The organism is Chryseobacterium sp. BGA-UO-ETr-SB22 (assembly GCF_059567885.1).
Window position 1 is genome coordinate 205,804 of the sequence record NZ_JCAQOV010000003.1, and the last position, 17,476, is coordinate 223,279.

Consider the following 17,476-nt stretch of genomic DNA (forward strand, 5'->3'; position numbering starts at 1 on the left):
TGCTGATTACGATTTTAATTTTAGTTACAACATCCTCCTCCGCATCTTGCACTACCATCTCCAGCACAACCAGCTTGTACACATCCGCACTCTACTTCTCCACCACCGATTCCGATAATAGTTCCTCCTCCGTTTCCTATTTTCCCTCCTTTAAGTGATCTTAACTCATTTCTGGATAGACTTGCTTTCTTCATTTTCAAAGAATTGTTTTTCATAATGTTTTAATTAAATATTCTGTGTCATTATTGACTTTTCAAAACTATAAATTAAAATCTCCAGTAAGAGAAATAGATCAGGTATTTTTTTGGCAAATTTCTTGCAGAACATGTACATGTTTTGCATATTTGCAATAGACATTAAGAACCATGAAGCAAGAAAAACTAAGAAACCTACGAAAACTCAAAGGCATCTCTCAAGAGAAGATGGCAAAAATTTTATCTACTGATCCTTCAAATTATTCCCGAAAAGAGCGGGGTGAGGTAAGGATACATGAAGATGAATGGAAGAAAATAGCTGAATCACTCAGTGTTTCTATTTCTGATATTAAAGAAGAAGAAGAAATGGTGTTCAGTAATAAAAATTCCACATTCAAAGACACTACTCAATATCAGTACATCCAAAATTTCAATTATTCAATCATTGAGAACTTACAGGATTATATTGATTTTCTAAAACAAAAGATTCGTGAATTAAATGAAGAAAACCAAATACTAAAATCTCAAAATGATTTTAGCTCATAGAGGCTTCTATATAATTTAATTATATCATCATTCATGAATAATCCACTTCCCTTTCAATTTTATTGAAAGGGATTTTTTATTTATTTCATTAATCATTTAGGCAAGTATTATTTATTTTATCAATTAAAATTAAAAACTTATTTTTGGGAAATTTGAAAATTGAATATATGAAGACTAAACATCCTAAAGGGCTGCCCTTTCTCTTTTTTACAGAAATGTGGGAGCGTTTCGGGTATTACCTGATTCTTGGAATCTTTGTTCTGTATGTTATTGAGCCTACGGGTATGAAAGGCGGACTTGGACTTCCAGATAAAACTGCTGATGATATTTTCGGAACTTATATTGCTTTAACTTATCTGACTCCCTTCATTGGTGGATTCCTTGCAGACAGAGTTTTAGGATATATTAAATCTATCTATCTGGGAGGTTTTTTAATGGCTGCCGGATATATAGGAATGGGTGTTTTTAAGGATTTACCTTTGTTTTATTCCTCACTTGCATTAATTATTATTGGAAATGGTTTCTTTAAACCTACGATCTCCACATTATTAGGAAACCTTTATTCTGAAGAGCCTTATAAAGCTAATAAAGACTCAGGGTATAATATTTTCTACATGGGAATCAATATCGGAGCATTTATCTGTAACATTATTGCGGCTTTCATGCGTAACAAGTTCGGTTGGGGTGAGGCTTTCATCACTGCCGGAGTCGGTATGTTGATTGGTATGGTTATTTTTACGATCGGAAGAAAGCACTACATTCATGCTGCACAGATGAAACCTGTACAGGAAGGAGATACAAAACTTTCCGAAATCATGCTTAAAGTATTTGTTCCTGCCATTATTGCTGGAGGAATAGGTTGGTTTATTCCTAACAATATTTTTGGAAGTGATAGTACAGATGCCTTTATTTTTGCTTGTGTACCTGTAATTTACTTTTACGCTTCTCTTTACTTCAAAGCGAAACCTGATGAAAAAGCTTCCATCGGAGCATTACTTTCAGTATTTCTGATCAGTATGTTCTTCTGGGCGGTATTCAAACAGAATGGTACAGCTTTAACGAGGTGGGCGAACTATTATACAGACAGAAGTGTTCCCGCTTCTCTTGAAAAACCATTGGAAGATATCTATATGGTGGAAGGTAAAAGCTATGAGAACAAAGAAACTCCGGTGTATGACAATCAGTTCAGATCCCAAAAGGATGACAAAGGAGAGACTAAGAAAGAAATGGGGAAAGATGTTTATTTTAAAAACATCTCCACTGAACAACGAGCCGTTCTCGAGAAGAATCCTGAGAATAAAGTATTTCTGTACAATACGGAATTATTCCAGTCTATCAATCCGTTTTGGGTTATCGCGCTGACTCCTGTGATCGTTGGATTCTGGGCCTTGTTGAGAAGAAAAGGAAAAGAACCTTTAACGCCTACCAAGATTGTTTTAGGATTATTTATATCAGGGCTTTCCTGCCTGGTGATGGTTTTAGCAGTGATGGCCGGAGATAATGGTGCTGTAAAAGTGTCTCCCCTATGGCTTGTTGCCAGCTATGGAGTAATTACCATCGGGGAATTATGTTTGTCTCCAATGGGACTTTCATTTGTCTCCAAGCTCTCCCCTGCAAGGATCACTGCATTGATGATGGGAGGTTTCTTCCTGGCCAACTCTGTGGGAAATAAGCTTTCAGGAATCCTGGCAAGTACGTGGTATAATTACGAAAACAAGACGAATTACTTCCTTGTCAACTTCGGTTTGTTAATATTTGCTACACTTTTAGGTCTTTCTATGTTAAAAAGACTGAACAAAATCATGAAAGAAAAAGGGCATTAATCCTTGATATTATAACGATTAGCAAGCTGCGGAATAGTTCCGCAGCTTTTTTATTTAAAAATAAAATTAAAACCTTGCCAAAAACCCAAAATAAACTATATTTGTCAGTCTTAACAAAAATTAACAATAGAAATGGATAATATTGAAGCATTGAGTCCGAAACCGGATGAATTTGTAGAGAATAAGAATTCCAGGCATCCTAAAGGATTATGGGTTCTTTTCGGAACAGAAATGTGGGAGCGTTTCAACTTTTATGGGATGAGAGCACTTTTGACGCTCTTCATGGTAAATTCCTTATTAATAAAAGAAGCTGATGCTGCAATCATCTATGGTGGATTTCTAGCGTTATGTTATTTAACACCTCTTTTGGGAGGATTTATTGCTGATAAGTATATCGGAAATAGATTCGCGATCATCATTGGAGGATCATTAATGGCTATTGGCCAATTCTTATTATTCATTAGTGCATCAACTTTTTCAGCAGACATTGGAAGTGCTAAAATGATTATGTGGCTGGCATTGTTCGTTATCATTTTTGGTAATGGATTCTTCAAACCGAATATTTCCTCAATGGTAGGAAGTCTTTATCCAAAACAGGAAAAATCTAAACTGGATTCTGCTTTCACCATCTTCTATATGGGGATCAACATCGGAGCATTCTTAGGTCAGTTTATCTGTCCATACGTAGGAGATGTAAAAGATGCTGCGACTGGCGTAAGAGACATTTTCGCTTTCAAATGGGGATTCTTAGCCGCTTCAATCGCAATGATAATTGGAACAATAACATTCTTTATCCTTAAAAATAAGTATGTAGTAACTCCGGAAGGAAGACCTATCGGAGGATTACCAAAAAACAATACCAGTGCTGACTTTGAAGAAGGAGAAACGCAAACAGCTAAATTCTCTGGTCAGGCTTTAGGAATCACTGGGGGGATATTTATTATTTTATTCTTTGCTTTCAGATATCTTCTAGTAGGAGAATTTGGATTTAAAGCGGTAGAAATGGGTCAGCTGATCAAAGGGATTATTTATCCTTTCATCTATGCAGCGGGTATTTCTCTTGCCTTCCTGATTATGTCTTCTGCTGAAAACAAGATTGAGAGACAAAGAATCTGGGTAATTTATATCGTTTCTTTCTTCATTATCTTTTTCTGGGCAGCTTTCGAACAGGCAGGATCTTCGTTAACATTTATCGCAGATAACCAGACGGATAGAAACATTTTCGGATGGAATATGCCACCTTCAATGGTTCAGATCTTCAACGGAATTTTCGTAGTTCTTTTGGCCGTTCCTTTCAGCTTATGTTGGGATAAACTAAGAGCAAAAGGAAAAGAGCCGGTATCTCCATTCAAACAAGCAATGGGATTGGCATTAATTGCTCTTTCTTATTTCATCATTGCACACAATGTAAAAGATTTAGGAAGTTCAGGTTTATTAGCAATCAAATGGCTAATGCTATTGTACTTCATCCAAACTTGTGGTGAGCTTTGTCTTTCTCCAATCGGTTTATCACTAGTAGGTAAACTGGCTCCAAAAAGATTTGCTTCATTACTATACGGTGTATTCTTCATTTCTAACGCTGCCGGTTATGCATTAGCTGGTTCATTAGGAGCACTTATCCCTGCAACAGGTGATAAATTCAAAAAAGCGGAAGAAATAGGAGTTAATCTTCAGGATGTATTAGATAAAAAAGTAACCTTAACTGCAGATCAGGTAGCTGCTTTTGATAAAGCTCAGTTACCATTACACAACCCTACATTTGTAGGATTTGAGATCCATAACCTATTCGAATTCTTTATGGTATTCGTAGTACTTTGTGGTATCGCTTCTGTGATTTTAGGTTTAATTTCACCTATCTTAAAGAAAATGATGCACGGTGTAAACTAACTGCATTAACAAAATATGAATAAAACCTCTGCTAAGTCAGAGGTTTTTTTTATTTTCGTACGATGGAAATATTTGATGACTGCATCAAAATTTGAGCTCAGCTTATGTCATATTTTTTCCGCTCAAATGATTAAAAAACAATGTATTTGCCAGCAAATACCTGCTGTACCTCCCAAAAGAAGAAGAATTAAAACAAATTATTGACCAGGACAGAATCCGTTTTGAACTGGATCAGGAAAATAAAAACCCTTAATTAAAACTTAATCATATATCATTATGAGCTTAACTTTAGATGAAATACAAAATTTCAAAGGAAAATACCCTAGGCAAATCTGGAGTCTGTTTTTCTCTGAAATGTGGGAACGTTTCTGTTTCTACGGAATGCGCGGAATGTTGGTTTTCTTTATGATCTCCCAGCTTAATTTCCACGAAAAAGAAGCCAATCTTCAGTATGGTGCCACACAGGCCTTTGTATATGCCTTTACCTTTATAGGCGGCCTTTTTGCAGATAAAATTTTAGGATTCAGAAAATCCCTGTTTTGGGGTGGTCTTCTGATGATTGTAGGAAGTTTAATTCTTGCTACAGATCCGCATAAATTCTTTTTTCTGGGAATAGCATTCACCGTAGTGGGCACAGGTTTCTTTAAACCTAATATTTCATCTATGGTGGGACAGCTTTATAAACCTAATGATTCAAGGGCTGATGCAGGCTTTTCGCTTTTCTATGCAGGAATTAATCTTGGAGCATTATTAGGAGGTTATTTGTGTATTGCTATTGGTAAAGGAGAATTCCTAAGTAACATCATTGCAGAAGAAATGAGATGGCATATTGCTTTCGGACTGGCTGCAATAGTAATGGTAATAAGCTTAATTAACTTCGTATTTACTCAAAAAACACTAGGTACCATAGGCCTACAGCCAGGACATCCTTTAGCTGAAACAAAAACAGCTCCTATTCCAAAATGGAAAGAATACGGAGTATATGTTCTGTCATTGGTTTTCGTACCAATTATTATGACAATGGTTGCTAAGACAGAATATACAGATTATTTCATGTGGACCATCGGACCATTGACATTGATCTATTTATTCTATGAAATGTCTAAAGTAACAGCTTCAGAACGTAAAAAACTTTGGGCTGCATTGGTTTTCATTATATTTTCAATTGTATTCTGGGGAATCTATGAGCAAAGTGGAGGTTCTTTAAGTATTTTTGCCGCTAAGAATCTAAACAAAGACCTTTTCGGATTAGACCCGAATGGAGTGAATAACTCAGGAGGTGCTTTCTTTATTATTTTCCTTGCTCCCCTTATTGGACTTCTTTGGATCTGGTTGAACAAAAGAAAATTTGAACCTAATACCATTATCAAATTCGGATTAGGATTCATTTTCTTAGGATTAGGATATTATGTCTTATTTGCTACCCGATTATTTGCAGACCTACAGGGAATCACTTCATTGAATTTCTTCACATTGGCACTATTAATCATTACCCTCGGAGAACTATGTCTCTCTCCTATCGGATTATCCATCATGACGAAGCTGTCTACTAAAAATCTTCAAGGAATGATGATGGGAATGTGGTTCCTGGCTTCCGCTTATGGACAGTATGTTGCAGGGATTATCGGAGCCAGCCTTGCTACTTCAAAAGAAGGGTCTACCAACTATGATGCTTTGATCACTTATACTGATGGATATAAACAATTGGGATTATACGCGGTAATTGCCGGAGTGGTATTAATTTTGATATCTCCGTACGTGAAAAAATTAATGCAGGAAGTAAAATAAAAAATAAGTTATTATGCTTATTTTTACCTAAATATCACAATATGAAGAAAATTTTAAGCATAGTTCTCTTACTTTTATTAAATTTCAGTTTTGCTCAGGTAAAGTGGATGACCATTGAGGAAGCTTTAAAAGCCCAAAAGGAAAATCCTAAAAAAATACTTATTGATTTTTATGCAGACTGGTGTGGCCCATGCAAAATCATGGACAAAAAAACTTACGGACATCCTGTGATTGCTCAGAATCTGAACGAAAATTATTATCCTGTAAAGTTTAATGCAGAAGAAAAAAAGAGTATTGATATCTTTGGAAGAACATTTTCTAATCCCAATACTGAGCAGAGAAAAGGAAAAAATTCACTGCATGAGTTTACACAGTATATGAATGTAGGCGCTGTTCCAAGTACCGTATTTCTTGATGAGCATGGCGATCCTATCACCATTCTTCAGGGAGAATTATCTGCTAAAGAACTGGAACCCTATCTGGAACTGATCTCAAAAGATTTATTCAAAAAGATTAAAACCAGAGAACAATGGGAAGATTACCAGAAAAAATTTAAATCTAAAATCAAAGATTAGACTTTAAACCTCAGAAGTTTTTAATAATAGGGCTTTCAGAACAATCTGAAAGCCTTTTTTTATACTTACGATCTAAATAAGAGAAACCTGGAATAAAATTGTTATTAATATCCTGCTACAAGCTCTATTGAAATTGTTATTTTCATGGTTGTAACAGTGCATTTTCTGTTTTTGCTTCCAATCTTATCAATTTAACTTTATTAACCGAATTCAGATTAAATACAGTGTTTCCACCCTGTAAATTCAATAAAAATCCTCTACATATTATTTTGGTAAATGATAACCTTTGTCAGAGAGTTAAGGAATACTCTAAAATATATTTAACCTAAAAACAAAGACATCATGAAAAACCTAAACATTCTGAAATTGATCCTATTGATTTTTATGTATCAATTTTCAACCGCACAAAAAGTAGAAAACGTTTCTTCAGCTAGTATTTCAAGGGCTATGAAGCCGTCAAAAATTAAGAAATCAGATACTCCTATTGCCCAATATATGGATGGGAATATGACATTTTCAATAGCAAAAGAAGCGCTTCAAAAAGCCGTACAGGCTGCAGTATCGGGCTTTAATCGGGATATTACAGTAGAAGACATTAAAATTGTAAAGTCCAATATCGGGACCTATTATCTGGGAATTGTATCCAGCAACAGGTCTGAGGAAAAAGCAACTTTATTTCTCCCATTAGGAAATACCGGAAATTCTCCCAACTACTTCTTTGTTCCCGGGCCCGGCCATGTTGTTACCTGTATCAATATTATAGGCTGTCCCAATAACTGTTCTATTGTAAAATTTGGCAGCCAGAATCAATTTACAGGCTGTAACTGTGGCGGCTTTAATCCCGGCGAATTGCCTGCAAATGGAAATACATCTACTGTAGGATGTAATTTCAAGATTAACAAATATATTTCAGAAAAGGAATTATGCCTGGCTATAAAAATAAAAATCGCTGCTTTTCAGGAATAATAAGCCAGTGAAAAAAGCCTTCATTTCAATAAAAAACCTCTTAATTTTTTTTGAGAGGTTTTTATTTATACTAAGTTTTAACGATATTCGCGGTTGTAAAATTATCATCTGGAACTTAACACATCCATAGAATACGTCAAAGGAATTGGTCCTGAAAGAGCCAAACTCATCAAAAGTGTGTTGGGTTTATCTACCGTAGAAGATATGCTGAACTTCTACCCTATCCGATATCTGGATAAAAGCAAAATTCATACAGTTTCTCAACTTCAGGAAGAAAGCAGCCAGGAAATACAATTAAGGGGAAGAATCACTCATGTACAGGAAATCCAGACCGGAAAAACTAAAAGATTATCTGCAAAATTCAATGATGCAACTGGCAGTATGGATCTGGTATGGTTCCAGTATTCAAAATGGCTGAAAGAACAGCTTCCTATTAACAAAGAGGTTTATATTTTTGGAAAGATTAATGTCTTCAATCGTCAGTTTTCTATGCCGCATCCGGAAATTGAAGCTGAAGAAAATAAAGAAGGAGATACAAGGCTTAAACCTATTTACCCTAGTTCAGAAAAACTAACTAAAAGAGGATTAGGTCAAAGGTTTTTTCAAAATGCACTGAGAAATATCTGCAAAGAGATTCCGAATCTTATTGAAGAGAATTTTCCGGAATACATGATGAAAACCTTTAAGTTTATGTCAAGACAGCACACTTTTCTGAATATTCACTTCCCAAAAGACAAAGAGCATTTTGATAAGGCTGATTACAGATTAAAATTTGAAGAATCATTTTTCTTTCAATTAGGATATGGGCTAAAAAAGCTTCATCATAAAACACAGTCTCATGGTAATCCTTTCCCTATTATTGGGGATCACTTCAATGATTTTTATGAAAACCATCTTCCTTTTGAGCTTACCAATGCACAGAAAAGAGTATTAAAGGAAATCCGTATCGATATGAAAAGGCCGATACAGATGAACAGGCTTTTACAGGGAGATGTAGGATCTGGAAAAACAATGGTGGCTCTTCTTACCATGCTTATTGCTATGGACAATGGTTTTCAGAGTTGTTTGATGGCACCCACGGAAATTCTGGCTCAGCAGCACTATAACGGGATTAAAGAACTGTTGGATAAAACCGGAATCAATATCCGTATTCTGACTGGTTCCAGCAAAGCAGCAGAAAGAAGAATTATACATGAAGAATTGGAAAATGGTACACTTTCAATTTTGGTAGGAACCCACGCTGTTTTAGAAGATAAAGTTAAATTTAAAAATATCGGATTAGCCATTATTGATGAGCAGCATAGATTTGGCGTTGCTCAGCGGGCTAAACTTTGGGCTAAGAATAAAATTCCGCCTCATATTCTGGTGATGACCGCTACTCCCATTCCAAGGACTCTGGCAATGAGTTTTTATTCTGATCTGGATGTTTCTGTGATTGATGAAATGCCTGTAGGAAGAAAGCCTATCATTACCGCTCACAGACGAGAAAAAGACAGACTTTATGTTTATAATTTCTGTAAAGATGAAATTAAGAAAGGCCGGCAGATCTATTTTGTATATCCACTCATTGAAGAATCTGAAACCTTAGATTACAAAAATCTGGTGGAAGGGTTGGAACATGTCATGGAGTATTTCTCAGAGTACAATGTAACCATGCTGCATGGAAAGATGAAACCGGATGAAAAAGACGCTGCAATGGCTTATTTTGCTTCGGGAAAAGCTGAAATCATGGTGGCAACTACGGTAATAGAAGTAGGAGTAAATGTACCTAATGCTTCCGTTATGGTCATTGAAAGTTCAGAAAGATTCGGGCTTTCACAGCTGCATCAGTTGAGAGGACGAGTGGGAAGAGGAGCAGAACAGAGTTATTGTATCCTGATGACTTCGGATAAATTATCAAAGGAAAGCAGAACGCGTATCAAGACCATGACTGAAACCAATGACGGTTTCAAAATTTCTGAAGTGGATATGCAGCTTCGCGGCCCCGGAGATATTCTGGGTACTCAACAAAGTGGTGTGGTAGATTTTAAGAGATTAGACCTTATTAATGATTCGGCAATCATTAAAACTACAAAAAACACGGTAGAAAAAATTCTGGAAGCTGATCCTATGCTGTCCAGACCTGATAATCTGATCATCAAAAACTATTATATCAGATACTACAAAGGAAAAAACAAGTGGAGTAAAATTTCATAAAAAAAACCGCAGAAAATACTTCCTGCGGCCCCCTTATAAAACTGTTATTTAGAAGAAATTACTTTTTGGTCTGTCCAAAAAACTTATTTTAATAGCTAAGGCTTAATATTTTGTGATGTGGTGTGAAAATATCTATATAACAATATATTATTTGATAAGTCAAAGCCTTAACTATTAAAATAAATTATGAAAAACAAAATGAATTATTTTTTTCCAACTTGCTTATTATAAAAACTAACTGAGTTTCGGTGGAGATGAGGGAATGAAACGAATAAAAATACCTCCAACTACTTTTGAGTTTTCATGATTGTACCGTTTTGTTTAAAGATCTTCTGTGCTTTAAAATTGGAAAATTAGTATAATTCATTTTGTAAACTAACATCGTGATTTATATAATTTTTGTTTTTAGAAACAATTACTTCTCATTCATCTGTATCTTCTACTATATAATGAAATTTGTGTCTCAGATTACTTTTACAAATGTCAGTATATTAATTCAAATCCTTTTTATATGATTTTAAGTATTAGTTATAAAATTTTCACTTATTTGTGAATAGTATGCATCAAATACGATTAATATTTTCTTAATATTAAATTCATAAAACCTTTATTCATCACACTTTCAGAATAAAATTATCTTTATTCAATCCTGAAGTATGATATTGCCAATTGATTGTAATAACTTCTGTAAGTACCTTTTTCAGACTCTCAAAAGATTCAGGTTTTTTCATGAAAACATTGGCTCCTTTCACAAAAATATCTTCAATTTCATTCTCCGGAATCGGTTCAGAAAAAATAGCAGTTACCATGTTATTGAATTTTGAATTTCTTTCGATTTCTTCCAGACATTCCATGCTGTCTTTTCCAGGAATGGTATATTGTATGAAAACAATTTCCGGAACTACGGCATCATCATTATTCAGATAGGCCATCATATCTTTTCCGTTGCAGAAGCATTGAACTTTTATAGAGATTTTCAGCTCTTTCAAAATATTTTTAAAAAAAATCAAGGTGTTTTCATCGTTATCTGCTACTATTACGTTCAGAAATTCTTTATTCATACTGCATTTTAGGGTTTATTACCGTGCTTTGGGCTCTTCTTCGTTTTCCAATAATCTTTTGAAACTGGGAGGGAGTGATTCCTGTTGTATTTTTAAACTGCGTGCTCAAATGTGCCACACTGGAATAATTCAGCTTATGGGCTATTTCGGTAAGACTTTGTTTGTTTCTTATGATCAGGGCTTTTGCATGCTCTATCTTTTGCAGAATAATAAAATTCTCAATAGATGTATAGGCAACTTCTGAAAATAGGTTGGAAAGATATCCATAGCTGTGGTTCAACTTCTCAGAAATATATATGGATGCTTTTACCGGGATGATCTCATCAGAAAATACCAATTCTACGATAGCATCTTTTATTTTCTGTACCAGCGCAGTTTTTTGGCTTTCTATGATTTCAATACCATAATCTTCAAGATTTTGCTTAAAAAGACTGTGCTGTTCCTTTGTGAGAGGCTCATAAAATTCCACTTCACCGAAGTTCAGTAACCTGTACTTCAGTCCGTGTTCTTTAAGTTTTTCGTCCAATACCTTTTTGCAAAGGGCATTGAAATCAAATTTAACATACATTTTCATCCTAGTATATATAAGCCTGTTTGGTTTAGTAAATATAATAATTTATTTCATTTAAAAGTGAAATAGGTGTATTTTTTTTATTTTTGCCATATAGACGCAAAAACTCCTGTATTTAAGAATACAGGAATTTAAACACTAAGGATGAAAAAAATATACTGATAAAAAGCTGTGTCAGCTCAAAACCAAGCATATGAATGTATTGTTATAAGTGATTTGGTTCTGAAGCAAAGATCATTCAAAAAAAGAAGTCACTTGTTATAGAATTACAGGATAAAGTTACAAAATTTTAAGTCAATCATAAGTGAATTAGAAATTCCATTAGATAATCATCCATCACAAATCCGTTCCCGATATCAAAAACTCCTTCTCCATACACTTTGTATCCTTGGGATTCGTAGAAGTTTCGTGCAGAATTATTTTTATTCACATTCAGAATAATTCTTTCATTTCCGTTCTCAGAAACTTTCTCATTCAGAAACTGAAGTGCTTTTTTACCAAATCCTTTTCCCTTACTTTCCGGAACCAGATAAATACGGTGCAGCTTTGTTGTTTTCTCTTCATAATTATGTTCGTACCCGATAAAACCTTCGTAAGAATCACTATTTTCATCCTGAATGAGATAATAGTGGTAATGAGGACTTTGAAGATGATTCAGAATTTCTGTTTCAGAATACATTTCGGAAAGCATAAATTCCATCTGTTCTTTCGAAAGAATGTCTGCATAGGCGTTTTCCCATGATCTTCGTGCCAGATCCTGAATTAAAGGAATATCCACAGCTGCTGCCTGTCTTAATTTCATGATTTATTGTATTATTATGATTAAAAAAAGTGAAAAGCCTAGACTTTTCACCCTTTATGTTTTTCAATAATGAACTGGAGAATTTTAAAACAATCTTAAAATTCAATTCAATTATTAAATATTTGCCATTTCAGCTTTAATTTTTGCGTGAAGACCTTCTGAAGCAGCCACTAAAGGAAGTCTTAAAAAGTTTTTAATAATTCCTTTTTCAGCCAGTATTACTTTAATACCGCAAGGGTTTCCTTCTGCAAAAATCAAACGGGTAATATCTACCATCTTATTGTGAATGGCATAAGCTTCTTTCACTTTTCCTTCAAAACCTAGCTGCACCATGGTAGAAAATTCTTTAGGATATGCTTGCCCGATTACGGAAATCACACCATCTCCTCCTGCTAATGTCACCGGTAATGTATATTCATCATCTCCGGAAACCAATGAAAAGCCTTCAGGTTTCTTTCTCAGAATATCAAAATACTGTAAAATATTTGGTGACGCTTCCTTAATCAGAAATAAATTAGGGAATTCTTTTGCAAGACGAAGTGTAGTATCTGCTTCTACGTTCTGCCCGGTTCTTGAAGGAACATTATAAATGATAATATTTTTCCCTGTGGAAGCTAACATTTTATAATGCTGATAAAGACCTTCCTGGTTAGGCTTATTGTAGTAAGGAGATACTGAAAGTACTGCTTCAAATGCAGAAAGATCTGCTTCTTCAATCTGTTTCTTGACGTCAAGAGTATCGTTGCCGCCAATTCCCAAAACCAAAGGAAGACGTTTATTATTCACCTTAATGATATGCTCAATTACCTGTTTCTTTTCCTCTGCAGAAAGCGTTGCGGCTTCTGCCGTAGTACCCAATACTACCAAATAATTGGTTCCGTTTTCGATATTGTATTCAACAAGTTTTGTTAAACTGTCGAAGTCAACGGATAAATCTTCATTAAAGGGCGTTACCAATGCAACACCTACTCCTTTTAAAATGCTCATCTGTTAGAATTATTTTTGTCAAATTTAATAATTTACAGTAAGAATTTGTAATAAATAATAATGTTTTATTATACATATAGTTATATTTGCATATACTAAAAGATATTATGAAAAATAAATTCTTGTTAATAGGAATTGCCCTGGTAACCCTTACAGCATGCAAAACAGCTTCTACGCTGCAACTTGCGGATGTAAAGACCCAGAAAAATATTTCTATTAATAATGAGCTAAAAAATGAGGAGGAGTTTATAAAATTTATTGAGCCTTATAAGCAAAAACTGGATAAAGAAATGAACCAGAAGATCTCTCACACCAATGTGGATCTTACCAAGCAGGGCGACAACAGCAATCTGGGCAATCTTTTAGCTGACTATACGTTTGAAGGAGGTAATGAATGGATAAAAACTCATCTTAAGCAAAATGTAGACGCTGCATTGATCAATATCGGAGGAATCCGTACCACTATCGGAAAGGGTGATATTTTACTCAAAAATGTATTTGAAGTAATGCCTTTTGAAAATGAAGTGGTTATTGTGAAAATGAAAGGAACAGATTTACAGGGACTTTTTGAGTATTATGCAAAAACGCAGGTCAACAACCCTGTTTCTCACTTATATATTGAGACTCATAACGGACAGGTAATCAAATCCCTGATCAACGGAAAAACAGTAGATCCCGCTAAAGACTATTATATTGCCACTTCAGACTATCTTGCACTGGGAGGAGACAATATGAAGTTCTTTGCCAAAGGAGAATCTATCTCAACAGGAATTAAAATGAGAGATCTGTTTATTGATTATTTTAAGAAAGCTCCTGAAGTTGTAGTAAATTCAGATGTTCGTTTAAATTTTATCGGGAAGAAGTAATGGATAGAAAAAGTTTTTTAAAAGCAATAGGAGGCGGATCTTTGGCAATGGCTTTAGCTCCCAATATGATGATGGCGGAAGAGTTGAAAATTCTTGACTTAAAATCTGCAAATAAACTGACTATTCTCCATACCAATGACCAGCATAGCAGAATAGAACCTTTTGATGCAAGTTATACAAGAAACCCTAACCAGGGAGGTTTTGCAAGAAGGGCGAGTTTAATTCAGCAGATCAGAAATCAGGAAAGCAATGTACTGCTTCTTGATTCAGGAGATATTTTCCAGGGAACTCCTTATTTCAATTTCTTCGGAGGAGAACTGGAGTTTAAATTAATGTCCATGATGAAATATGATGCCTCTACCATGGGAAATCATGATTTTGATAATGGTCTCGATGGATTTTTAAAAGTACTTCCCAATGCGAAGTTTCCTTTTATCTGTTCCAATTATGATTTTAAAAATACGATTCTTGACGGGAAAACTTCCCAGTATAAGATCTTCAACAAGAATGGGATCAAAGTAGGAATTTTCGGGGTGGGAATTCAGCTGGACGGCCTTGTAGGTAAAAAACAGTATGGAGAAACCGTTTATTCCGATCCTATTGAGGTAGCACAGCATTATTCAAATTATCTGAAAAAAGATCAGAAATGTGATCTGGTGATTTGTCTTTCACACATCGGTTATGATTACAAAGATGAACCGAATAAAATAAGTGATAAAATTTTAGCGGCCAGTACAGAGAATATTGATATTATCTTAGGAGGCCATACTCATACATTCTTACCGGAACCTCAATCTTATACCAACAGACAGGGCAAAAATGTACTTGTCAATCAGGTAGGATGGGCAGGTCTTCTTTTGGGTAGAATAGATTTTTATTTTGATACAAACAAAAACGTACAGCATATTTCCTGGAACAATCAGGCAATAGACAGCAGCATAACCGCATAATATGAAAAAACTCTCTATAATTTCTCTTGGTATCTTAGCATCTCTGCAGTTTACAAAAGCACAGGTCATTTCATCAAAAAAATGGGCAGATCTATTTTCCTACAACAAAGTCTTAGCTATGAAAGAAGACAATGGGAAAATCATTGCAGCTACAGAAAACGGAATATTCTATTATACAATATCAACAGGAGAAATTACGAAGTTGTCCAAAGCCAATGGTCTGCATAATATTGGAATAACAGCCTTTGATTATAACCCACAGACTAAGATAGGACTCATAGGGTATGAAAACGGTTCCATGGATGTTATCACTCCACAGGAAATCAAATATATTGTTGATATTCCTATTGCTACCGGCTATAATGGGGATAAAAAAATCAATCATATTTCCATAACAGGAAATCAGGCTGTCATTTCTGTAGGCTATGGACTTTCTATATTTAATCTGAACAACAAAGAGTTCGGAGATTCTACATTTTTCCTTACTGGCGGAGTTTATGAAGCGAGTAATGAAGCAACTATATTCGGGAATAAAGTATATTCTGTAACCAATACAGGACTGAAGAGCCATCAGATGAATACAACCTTTCCGGTATATTCCACATGGACCACGGAAGCTCCCGGAGCATTCAAACATATAGATTCAGAATCTGAACTGGTATATTCATCAGCTACAGCCGCCTATTTTTACAATAACGGTACTCCAACGCAGCTTCCTACAACTTTCGAAAATATCCGTGATCTCGTTATCACATCAAATAATATTATTGTTACTGACAATCGGGTATATACCTACGGAACAAACGGAGTATCACAAAATGCGGTAAGTCTTGGAGAAGAATGTAACACTGCAATAACGGCTGGTGGAAAAGTCTTTGGAGGAACTGTATTATCAGGGATAAAGGATGAAAGCAATAATACCTTTAAACCATCGGGCCCTTACTTCAATTTTGCTTATAATATCAATCTTTTCGAGAATAATCAGCTTTTGATTTCTTCTGGTGCCAGAGCAAATAACTACAACCACCCGTCTATTCCTACACAAAAACCAAGTCCAGGTTTTTATTATTTCAATGGTACAGAATGGATCTATCCTTCATTCTTTCTTAAAAATCCACCATCTAATGTTAATGTACTGGATGCTATAATAAGTCCTTACAACAATAATGAGGTGCTCTTCACCAATTATACAATGTTTGATAATGGAGTTTACAGAATGAAATATAACGCCACAAGCAAAGATTTTGAGCTGGTAAAATATTATAACCTTGGCGCACAGCCCTATTACAGACGTCCTGTAGGTTTTGCTACAGATACTCAGAACAATCTTTTTGTTTCTTTTGGATTTAATGATGGAAACCCTTCTATGGGAATCTATGATAAAGCAGCTGATGATTTTATCATCAAAAAAATCGTTCTTGCCAGTGATGGTATACAAAAGACTGTTTTTTACGAAAATATGTTATGGACTCCACTGCCGAGATCTAATAACTTTTGGGTATATGACTATAAAAATGCAGCCAATCTTTCCGATGACACAGATTATATCCTGGGTACTTCCAATGGATTTAATAGTTCAGGGGGAATCTTATCTGTAGCGTTTGATAAGTCTGGAGATGCATGGATTGGTACAGACGGAGGTTTAAGAATAATGCCTAATGCTGCATCTGAAATAAAAAAACCACAGCCTGAAGTAGAACCTATAGTAATAGAGCAAAACGGACTGGGTGAAGAGCTTTTCAGAGAATCAGCTATTCTTCAGATCGCAGTAGACGAAGGAAATTACAAGTGGGTATCCATTGATGGTGGTGGTGTCTACTACCTTTCTGCTGACGGCCAGAGAACGATAAAACATTTTACTAAAGAAAATTCACCTCTTCCTACAAACAGTGTTACAGATATAAAAGTTGATAAGAAAACCGGAAAAGTATATTTTGTAACCTATAATGGTATTGTAACATACCAGGGAGATGTTGCTGATGTAACTTCCAATTTTGGTGACGTTATGGTATATCCTAACCCTGTAGTTTATTCTAATTTTAAAGGAAAAGTTACCATTAAAGGTCTTGCCGAAAAAACAAACATAAGAATTGTAGATGCAGCAGGAAACGTTGTACATTCTGCAGTAGCAAGAGGGGGTTATTATGAATGGGATCTTAATAATCAGAAAGGAGTAAGAGTAGCATCAGGAATTTATTTTGTACTGATGACCAATGAAGACGGATCTGATAAAGCTACAGCCAAAATAGGAGTAGTCAATTAAT

Annotated in this window: 15 protein-coding genes; 10 read left to right on the forward strand and 5 right to left on the reverse strand. The window is 35.1% G+C overall.

Annotated elements, in window-relative coordinates; genetic code table 11:
- Positions 1-20: 20 nt before the first annotated feature.
- The gene (locus AC57AW_RS02725; protein WP_047382371.1) at positions 21-215 is read right to left on the reverse strand and encodes a hypothetical protein; all 195 of its coding nucleotides are present in this window, start codon (positions 213-215) and stop codon (positions 21-23) included.
- Positions 216-365: 150 nt separating this feature from the next.
- Between AC57AW_RS02725 and AC57AW_RS02730 the strand changes: the two genes are divergently transcribed.
- The 7 genes from AC57AW_RS02730 (at position 366) to recG (ending at position 9,975) form a co-directional block, all read left to right on the forward strand.
- Positions 366-740, forward strand: coding sequence for a helix-turn-helix domain-containing protein (locus tag AC57AW_RS02730; RefSeq protein ID WP_496350743.1), 375 nt, complete (start codon positions 366-368; stop codon positions 738-740).
- A 167-nt stretch (positions 741-907) separates the two neighbouring features.
- Positions 908-2,563, forward strand: coding sequence for a peptide MFS transporter (locus AC57AW_RS02735; protein WP_496350744.1), 1,656 nt, complete (start codon positions 908-910; stop codon positions 2,561-2,563).
- 132 nt (positions 2,564-2,695) lie between these two features.
- On the forward strand, positions 2,696-4,450 hold the full coding sequence (locus AC57AW_RS02740; protein ID WP_318848687.1) for a peptide MFS transporter: 1,755 nt from the start codon (positions 2,696-2,698) through the stop codon (positions 4,448-4,450).
- 276 nt (positions 4,451-4,726) lie between these two features.
- On the forward strand, positions 4,727-6,238 hold the full coding sequence (locus AC57AW_RS02745; protein WP_318848686.1) for a peptide MFS transporter: 1,512 nt from the start codon (positions 4,727-4,729) through the stop codon (positions 6,236-6,238).
- 41 nt (positions 6,239-6,279) lie between these two features.
- On the forward strand, positions 6,280-6,813 hold the full coding sequence (locus tag AC57AW_RS02750; protein WP_318848685.1) for a thioredoxin family protein: 534 nt from the start codon (positions 6,280-6,282) through the stop codon (positions 6,811-6,813).
- Between the two features lie 342 nt (positions 6,814-7,155).
- A complete protein-coding gene (locus AC57AW_RS02755; RefSeq protein WP_496350745.1) occupies positions 7,156-7,779 on the forward strand; it encodes a hypothetical protein in 624 nt (207 codons plus the stop codon).
- Between the two features lie 108 nt (positions 7,780-7,887).
- Complete coding sequence (gene recG / locus AC57AW_RS02760) at positions 7,888-9,975, forward strand: ATP-dependent DNA helicase RecG (RefSeq protein WP_496350866.1); 2,088 nt, start codon at positions 7,888-7,890, stop codon at positions 9,973-9,975.
- A 614-nt stretch (positions 9,976-10,589) separates the two neighbouring features.
- On the opposite strand, the gene AC57AW_RS02765 is transcribed toward recG, so the two are convergent.
- The 4 genes from AC57AW_RS02765 to dapA all read right to left on the reverse strand — a co-directional run bounded on the left by AC57AW_RS02765 (position 10,590) and on the right by dapA (position 13,396).
- Positions 10,590-11,036, reverse strand: a complete 447-nt coding sequence (locus tag AC57AW_RS02765) for a response regulator (protein WP_496350746.1) — start codon at positions 11,034-11,036, stop codon at positions 10,590-10,592.
- Positions 11,029-11,610, reverse strand: coding sequence for a helix-turn-helix domain-containing protein (locus tag AC57AW_RS02770; RefSeq protein ID WP_047424159.1), 582 nt, complete (start codon positions 11,608-11,610; stop codon positions 11,029-11,031). The genes AC57AW_RS02765 and AC57AW_RS02770 overlap by 8 nt, the downstream gene beginning before the upstream one ends.
- A gap of 295 nt (positions 11,611-11,905) precedes the next feature.
- A complete protein-coding gene (locus AC57AW_RS02775) occupies positions 11,906-12,409 on the reverse strand; it encodes a GNAT family N-acetyltransferase (protein WP_496350747.1) in 504 nt (167 codons plus the stop codon).
- Positions 12,410-12,523: 114 nt separating this feature from the next.
- Positions 12,524-13,396, reverse strand: a complete 873-nt coding sequence (gene dapA / locus AC57AW_RS02780; protein ID WP_496350748.1) for a 4-hydroxy-tetrahydrodipicolinate synthase — start codon at positions 13,394-13,396, stop codon at positions 12,524-12,526.
- A gap of 107 nt (positions 13,397-13,503) precedes the next feature.
- On the opposite strand from dapA, the gene AC57AW_RS02785 reads away from it, so the two are divergent.
- The 3 genes from AC57AW_RS02785 to porZ are packed head-to-tail and all read left to right on the forward strand — an operon-like array spanning position 13,504 to position 17,475.
- Positions 13,504-14,262, forward strand: coding sequence for a 5'-nucleotidase C-terminal domain-containing protein (locus AC57AW_RS02785; RefSeq protein ID WP_496350749.1), 759 nt, complete (start codon positions 13,504-13,506; stop codon positions 14,260-14,262).
- Complete coding sequence (locus AC57AW_RS02790) at positions 14,262-15,212, forward strand: bifunctional metallophosphatase/5'-nucleotidase (RefSeq protein ID WP_496350750.1); 951 nt, start codon at positions 14,262-14,264, stop codon at positions 15,210-15,212. Before AC57AW_RS02785 ends, AC57AW_RS02790 begins: the two co-directional genes overlap by 1 nt.
- A 1-nt stretch (position 15,213) precedes the next feature.
- Positions 15,214-17,475 (forward strand): type IX secretion system anionic LPS delivery protein PorZ, encoded by a 2,262-nt coding sequence (gene porZ / locus AC57AW_RS02795; protein ID WP_496350751.1) that lies wholly within the window; start codon positions 15,214-15,216, stop codon positions 17,473-17,475.
- The last annotated feature ends 1 nt before the right edge of the window (position 17,476 follow it).

Excerpts from the sequence above, each read along its gene's own strand:
- AC57AW_RS02725 (WP_047382371.1), bottom strand. The coding sequence starts at position 215 with ATGAAAAACAATTCTTTGAAAATGAAGAAAGCAAGTCTATCCAGAAAT.
- AC57AW_RS02730 (WP_496350743.1), top strand. The coding sequence starts at position 366 with ATGAAGCAAGAAAAACTAAGAAACCTACGAAAACTCAAAGGCATCTCT.
- AC57AW_RS02735 (WP_496350744.1), top strand. The coding sequence starts at position 908 with ATGAAGACTAAACATCCTAAAGGGCTGCCCTTTCTCTTTTTTACAGAA.
- AC57AW_RS02740 (WP_318848687.1), top strand. The coding sequence starts at position 2,696 with ATGGATAATATTGAAGCATTGAGTCCGAAACCGGATGAATTTGTAGAG.
- AC57AW_RS02745 (WP_318848686.1), top strand. The coding sequence starts at position 4,727 with ATGAGCTTAACTTTAGATGAAATACAAAATTTCAAAGGAAAATACCCT.
- AC57AW_RS02750 (WP_318848685.1), top strand. The coding sequence starts at position 6,280 with ATGAAGAAAATTTTAAGCATAGTTCTCTTACTTTTATTAAATTTCAGT.
- AC57AW_RS02755 (WP_496350745.1), top strand. The coding sequence starts at position 7,156 with ATGAAAAACCTAAACATTCTGAAATTGATCCTATTGATTTTTATGTAT.
- AC57AW_RS02765 (WP_496350746.1), bottom strand. The coding sequence starts at position 11,036 with ATGAATAAAGAATTTCTGAACGTAATAGTAGCAGATAACGATGAAAAC.
- AC57AW_RS02770 (WP_047424159.1), bottom strand. The coding sequence starts at position 11,610 with ATGAAAATGTATGTTAAATTTGATTTCAATGCCCTTTGCAAAAAGGTA.
- AC57AW_RS02775 (WP_496350747.1), bottom strand. The coding sequence starts at position 12,409 with ATGAAATTAAGACAGGCAGCAGCTGTGGATATTCCTTTAATTCAGGAT.
- dapA (WP_496350748.1), bottom strand. The coding sequence starts at position 13,396 with ATGAGCATTTTAAAAGGAGTAGGTGTTGCATTGGTAACGCCCTTTAAT.
- AC57AW_RS02785 (WP_496350749.1), top strand. The coding sequence starts at position 13,504 with ATGAAAAATAAATTCTTGTTAATAGGAATTGCCCTGGTAACCCTTACA.
- AC57AW_RS02790 (WP_496350750.1), top strand. The coding sequence starts at position 14,262 with ATGGATAGAAAAAGTTTTTTAAAAGCAATAGGAGGCGGATCTTTGGCA.
- porZ (WP_496350751.1), top strand. The coding sequence starts at position 15,214 with ATGAAAAAACTCTCTATAATTTCTCTTGGTATCTTAGCATCTCTGCAG.